Annotated in this window: 7 protein-coding genes and 1 pseudogene; 6 read left to right on the forward strand and 2 right to left on the reverse strand. The window is 39.0% G+C overall.

Translation table 11 applies throughout. The features are described from left to right. Positions 1-134 precede the first annotated feature (134 nt). A complete protein-coding gene (locus LPH68_RS08160; protein WP_151923755.1) occupies positions 135-719 on the forward strand; it encodes a phosphoglycerate mutase family protein in 585 nt (194 codons plus the stop codon). A 37-nt stretch (positions 720-756) separates the two neighbouring features. On the opposite strand, the gene LPH68_RS08165 is transcribed toward LPH68_RS08160, so the two are convergent. Next, the gene (locus tag LPH68_RS08165; protein ID WP_008649894.1) at positions 757-1,530 is read right to left on the reverse strand and encodes a LuxR C-terminal-related transcriptional regulator; all 774 of its coding nucleotides are present in this window, start codon (positions 1,528-1,530) and stop codon (positions 757-759) included. A gap of 47 nt (positions 1,531-1,577) precedes the next feature. Next, complete coding sequence (ung, locus tag LPH68_RS08170; RefSeq protein WP_151923754.1) at positions 1,578-2,240, reverse strand: uracil-DNA glycosylase; 663 nt, start codon at positions 2,238-2,240, stop codon at positions 1,578-1,580. A gap of 315 nt (positions 2,241-2,555) precedes the next feature. On the opposite strand from ung, the gene LPH68_RS08175 reads away from it, so the two are divergent. From LPH68_RS08175 to LPH68_RS08195, 5 genes and pseudogenes are all read left to right on the forward strand, one after another. Beyond that, positions 2,556-2,855: an RNA-binding protein gene (locus LPH68_RS08175; protein ID WP_004296140.1), complete on the forward strand. Its 300-nt coding sequence runs from the start codon at positions 2,556-2,558 to the stop codon at positions 2,853-2,855. A 375-nt stretch (positions 2,856-3,230) separates the two neighbouring features. Then, positions 3,231-4,304: a nitronate monooxygenase family protein gene (locus LPH68_RS08180; protein ID WP_004323237.1), complete on the forward strand. Its 1,074-nt coding sequence runs from the start codon at positions 3,231-3,233 to the stop codon at positions 4,302-4,304. Positions 4,305-4,393: 89 nt separating this feature from the next. Further along, entirely contained in the window at positions 4,394-5,518 is a 1,125-nt protein-coding gene (locus LPH68_RS08185; protein WP_004296138.1) for a DEAD/DEAH box helicase, read from the forward strand. A 53-nt stretch (positions 5,519-5,571) separates the two neighbouring features. Then, positions 5,572-6,057, forward strand: coding sequence for a cold shock domain-containing protein (locus LPH68_RS08190; RefSeq protein WP_004307024.1), 486 nt, complete (start codon positions 5,572-5,574; stop codon positions 6,055-6,057). Between the two features lie 52 nt (positions 6,058-6,109). Beyond that, a pseudogene (locus tag LPH68_RS08195) lies at positions 6,110-6,295 on the forward strand (hypothetical protein); the annotation flags it as partial. Between the last annotated feature and the right edge of the window lie 93 nt (positions 6,296-6,388).

Here is a 6,388-nt window from a genome sequence, read left to right on the forward strand (position 1 = left end):
CTCTTTTTAGTTGTATGATGAAGAATTGAAATTGCAGGCAAAGTTAGCTCAACCCATTAAGGGATTAAATAGTTATTTATAGCTATATATGTATCCTTTTTCCTATTTTTGCATACTTACTTAATAAGGAAAAGATGAATATTCTTGAATTGGCAAAACGTAACCAGCAGAAAGCTTGGGAGATTATAGAGGATACCCGTATTGTTCGGATATGGGAGGGGATTGGTGCCAAAGTGAATCTGGTAGGTTCGTTGCGTACAGGATTATTGATGAAACATCGGGATATTGATTTTCATATTTATACTTCTCCTTTGGATTTGTCTGCCAGCTTTCGGGCGATGGCTGAATTGGCGGAAAATACGTCCGTAAAGAAGATTGAATATACGAATTTATTACATACAGCAGAAGCGTGTATAGAGTGGCATGCATGGTATCAGGATATGGAGGGAGAACTTTGGCAAATGGATATGATTCATATCCAAGAAGGCTCTCGTTATGATGGCTACTTTGAAAGGGTGGCCGAACGCATTTCTGCGGTATTGACAGATGAAATGAGACTGGCTATCCTGAAATTGAAATACGAAACGCCTGATACGGAAAAAATTATGGGAGTGGAGTATTATCAAGCTGTGATTCAGGATGGTGTACGTAGTTATCCGGAATTTGAGGAATGGAGAAGATTGCATCCGGCGGTGGGTGTGGTGGAATGGGTGCCTTAGACAGACTGGTAGCTTCAGGAAAAGGCGTATGGGTTAATTAACTTAGTAGTCCGGTTTCCTGTCCCAAACGAATGGCTTCGATAGAATTTTGCACACCTAATTTGCGTAACAGGTTCTGCCGGTGAATATTGACAGTGTGAATACTGATACATAGCTTGTCTGCAATCTCTTTACTTAACAACCCTTTTTGAATAAGCCGTAATATCTCTATTTCCCGATTAGTGAGGTTGAGCGAAGAAGGCATTAGCAAAGAGGAAGGAGAGAAGAATTCCCCGTTCTTCAGATTTAGGACAGTGCAGTCTACTGTTTCGGAATGTTTTTGGTCGGGTGAAATATCCATATTGCCTATTACGAGCCATGCTTTGCCGTTACGGTCTTGTTCCAAAACTTGATGTCGGCTAGTGACACGTATATATTGCTGCTTGGCATTGAGTATACGGAAACTGTAAATGTTGGAATAGTCGTTTCGCTGTTCGAGAGGCAGACTGTAAATGAACTGGCTTAACGTGACCTGTAATGCTGCCAGTTGCGCACGGTCGTCCGGATGAATACGTGATTCTAAATAATCTCCCTGCTTTTCCAAAGTTTCTATCTTGTGACTGTCATACCCCAGTAAATCAACGAAATTCGAGGATGCATACGTGTAATTGCATTTGTAAACATCGACAACAAATGTGCAGTTGTGACAGATTTTTGAAAGTTGGTGAAGTATGGATTTATCCCGTTCCCACACGGCGTAATCAATATCGGTAGCAGACAAGCATTGCTTGGCCCACATTTCTTCTCGGGTGATATCGTTTGATTTATTCATGGCGAATGTTTCTGGGTACTGATAGTTTGTTTTGAGAAATCATTTATTTACCAATCAATTTCTTCTATTCCCTTACTATGCAAGAAAGCATTGGCTTTGCTGAAGTGCTTGCAACCGAAGAAACCATATTCGGCAGAGCGGGGAGAGGGATGAACAGTGGTTAGTACCAGATGTTTGTTGCTATCTATCAAAGATAATTTCTCTTTCGCATAACTTCCCCAAAGCATAAATATCAAATTCTCCCGTTTTTCACTTAGTTTCCTGATAACTGCGTCTGTGAAGATTTCCCAACCCATATTTCGGTGAGAACCGGTTTCGTGCGCACGTACAGTAAGAACAGAGTTTAGCGGGAATACACCTTGAGCTACCCAACGATCCAAATTACCGGAAGTTGGAATTGGCTTTCCCAAATCTTGGTGTATTTCTTTGAAGATGTTGCTTAGTGAACCAGGGATAGTTACTCCATCAGGTACAGAAAAACAGACTCCATAATATTGTCCGGGATTGGGATAAGGGTCCTGTCCAAGGATAACTACTTTTACTTTTTCGAAGGGACAGGAATTGAATATATGAAAAATCTGATGTCCAAGAGGGAGGACGTGTGCCCGTTTATATTCATCTTTGACGAATGTAACCAACTTTTCGAAGTATGGTTTGTCAAATTCTTCTTGTAATTGTTGTTTCCAACTTGGTTCTATTCTGACATCCATAAAGTGGGACTTGATAATTTATGTAATGGCAAAAGTAGATATATTACAAGAGAATATCAAGAATGAGAGGCAAAATTGTGTATCTCGCCGATTTAGGATGAATTGTGTGCTAATAAATGATAATTATCGTCTTTCTTCCGAAAAAGAACGGGTATAAATGTATTATTCTGATTTATTGTGTTACCTTTGTACCAAGAGTTTGAGTTACGAATCATTATCGTATAGTTCTTCTTTATAATATTTTATTAGCAAGCAGTCCTTGTCTTTAATTATCCTCCTCACTCCAAATTAGTATTTATTTTAATAAAATTTTAAATGAACATTTACATTTCAGGTTTAAGCTATGGCACTAATGATGCTGACTTAACAAATTTATTTGCAGAGTTTGGAGAAGTTTCTTCAGCTAAAGTAATTTTTGACAGAGAAACTGGTAGATCCAGAGGATTTGCTTTCGTAGAAATGCCGAATGATACAGAAGGACAAAAAGCAATTGACGAACTGAATGGAGTTGAATACGACCAGAAAGTTATTTCAGTAAGCGTGGCACGTCCTCGTACTGAAAGACCGTCTAACGGTGGTGGCCGTGGTGGTTATAATAACTCTAGAAGATATTAATATCCGAATAAAAGCAGAAGATATTATCTTCTGCTTTTATTTAATAAGTTATTTTCGTTTCATGATTCAACGGAGGAATCTTCTGATTGACACAGGGGAAGACAAAAAATCATATTACATTTAAGTTCTGCTAATTCTGGCTCTTTTTCTGTGCAATATCAGGAATATCTACTCCTGCACTTTCCATTCTGAAAATAGATTTATTAGACTTTTTTGTAATACACAATACTCTTGAAGAAGTCAGGAGTAAAGGTTTAATAAATTACACCCAACAAGGCAAATAGTCAATGACAGGGCCAATCTTGAGCGCTTGGATAAAGTGTGCTCACACTCACTGTTTATCTTGTTCAATTGCTCTAAAGCAAAATAAAACATATGAAATCATTCTTTATAGGAAATATTGAGATAAAAACACCTGTAATACAAGGTGGAATGGGAGTAGGTATCTCGCTCTCGGGTTTGGCTTCGGCAGTAGCAAACGAAGGAGGAGTAGGCGTTATATCATGCGCAGGTTTAGGTTTGTTATACCCCAAAGGGAAAGGTACTTATCCTGAAAAATGTATTAACGGGCTGAAAGAGGAAATCCGGAAAGCACGTGCGAAAACAAAAGGTATTATTGGCGTAAACGTCATGGTTGCTTTATCGAATTATGCGGATATGGTGCGCACCGCAATCGAGGAAAAGATTGATGTGGTATTTTCCGGTGCCGGGCTTCCACTCGACCTGCCTTCATATCTGACTCCAGAGAGTACAACCAAGCTAGTGCCTATTGTATCTTCTTCACGAGCAGCCAAAATCATCTGCGATAAATGGCAGAAGAACTATAATTATCTGCCCGATGCAATCGTGGTGGAGGGGCCTAAAGCCGGTGGACATTTAGGATTCAAAAAAGAACAATTACAGGATCAGCATTATGCTTTGGAAACTTTGATTCCGGAAGTGGTAATGATTGCATCCAGCTATAAAGAACAGAAACAGATTCCGGTGATTGCCGCCGGCGGCATTTCGACGGGTGAAGATATTGCACATTTTATGGGACTGGGAGCTGCAGGGGTACAAATGGGAAGTATATTTGTTACCACCCAGGAATGTGACGCGTCCGAGACGTTCAAGGAAGTATATATTCACTCCAAGTCCGAAGATGTTCTTATTATTGAAAGTCCTGTGGGAATGCCAGGACGAGCTATTGACGGGGAATTTATTCACAATGTGAATAGTGGACTGGAGAGGCCTAAGAGTTGCTCATTCCATTGTATCAAAACATGTGATTATACAAAAAGCCCTTATTGCATTATTAAGGCTTTATATAATGCAGCCAAAGGAAATATGAAAAAAGGCTATGCTTTTGCCGGTAGCAATGCTTTTCTCGCTGAAAAAATCAGTAGTGTAAAAGAAGTAATGAGTACACTGGAGCGCGAGTTTTTCTTGGCAACCCATAAACTGGCTTAACCTACGGGATTTTCATTCCCATGATGGAGTTTGTCAGTCCCTTTACAATATAAATTAATAGCTGTTTTGATACAGCAAAAACAACAATTATGACATTTAAAGAATTAAATATAACCGAACCGATTTTAAAAGCTATTGAAGAAAAAGGATATGCAGTGCCCACTCCCATTCAGGGAGAGGCAATTCCGGCTGCATTAGCAAAAAGAGATATATTAGGCTGTGCGCAAACGGGAACAGGTAAAACTGCTTCGTTTGCTATTCCCATTATACAACATTTGCAAATGAATAAAGAGGCAGCCAAGTGCCGGGGGATTAAAGCGTTGATTTTGACGCCCACCCGTGAACTTGCCTTGCAAATAAGTGAATGCATTAATGATTATGCCAAATATACCCAAGTGCGGCATGGGGTTATTTTTGGCGGAGTAAATCAACGTCCTCAAGTTGACATGTTACACAAAGGAATTGATATCCTGGTTGCTACACCGGGACGTTTGCTTGACTTGATGAATCAGGGACATATCCATCTGGATAAGATACAATATTTTGTACTTGATGAAGCAGACCGTATGCTTGATATGGGATTTATTCATGATATCAAGCGGATATTACCAAAACTTCCGAAAGAAAAACAGACTTTATTCTTCTCCGCTACAATGCCTGATACAATTATTTCTTTAACGAATTCTTTGTTGAAGAATCCTGTACGAATCAGCATAACTCCGAAATCATCGACTGTGGATGCTATTGAACAGATGGTTTATTTCGTAGAGAAAAAGGAAAAGAGTCTTTTACTGGTTTCGATTTTGCAAAAATCAGAAGATCAGTCGGTGTTGGTATTTTCACGTACGAAGCATAATGCTGATAAGATCGTAAAGATACTGGGCAAGGCGGGAATTGGTAGCCAGGCGATTCATGGAAATAAAAGTCAGGCAGCGCGGCAGTTGGCTTTGGGCAATTTCAAGTCGGGTAAAACACGTGTGATGGTGGCTACTGATATTGCAGCCAGAGGTATCGATATTAACGAACTTCCTTTAGTTATCAACTATGATCTTCCTGATGTGCCGGAAACGTATGTGCATCGTATCGGACGTACCGGAAGAGCCGGGAATACAGGGACAGCACTGACATTCTGCTCGCAGGAAGAGCGTAAACTCGTTAATGATATTCAGAAACTGACGGGTAAGAAGCTGAATAAAGCTAGTTATACTATTTGAAATCAACAAATAACAATCTCTTTAAAATTAATATAAAACTAAATATAAATTCTATGGCAAAATCCATGACAGTTGGTAAACGTGAAAATGAAAAGAAAAGACTCGCTAAACGAGAAGAAAAACTGAAAAAGAAAGAAAGCAAGAAATTATCAGGCAGCTCAAATAGCTTTGAGGATATGATTGCCTATGTAGATGAGAACGGAATGATAACTTCGACTCCTCCGACAGAGGATATAAAGAAGGAAGAAATTAATCCGGATGAAATAATTATAGCAACTCCTAAAAAGGAAGAAGAGGAGCCAACGATCTTGAGAGGACGGGTTGAGTTTTTTAATGAGTCAAGAGGATTTGGCTTTATTAAAGACCTTTCAGGTGTTGAGAAATACTTTTTTCATGTAAACAATGTCATTGGCAATATTGCAGAAAATAATATCGTAACATTTGACCTTGAGCGTGGAGTGAAAGGCATGAATGCGATCAATATCTCTTTGGAAAACAAATCTACATCGGAAGATTTAGCTCAATCTAAACCTGTATAGGGAAGTGTATATTCTGCTTGTGTGTAAAATAAAAAACAAAATAATTAGAGATATGAAAAAAGGTAATATAATGCGTGATGTTATTTCATCCAGTCAGTTTACTGAAAATGTTATTAAAGAGTACAAAAAGGGTTTGGGAGATATGGTATTGGTAGCAATAACTCCGCGGACTACCATTGAACTTCCTGCGCATTTGACTCAAGCAGAAATAGATGCTCGTGTGGAGATTTATAATAAAGGTTTCAGACTGAGCCGTACAAATGCAGCAGCGGAAGCATTTAATGCTAAAATCAAAGCATTTAGGGCATCATTTAGAGGAGTAGTGGATATG

Source organism: Bacteroides sp. 1_1_30 (assembly GCF_020982715.1).
In the GTDB taxonomy this organism is placed as follows: domain Bacteria; phylum Bacteroidota; class Bacteroidia; order Bacteroidales; family Bacteroidaceae; genus Bacteroides; species Bacteroides xylanisolvens.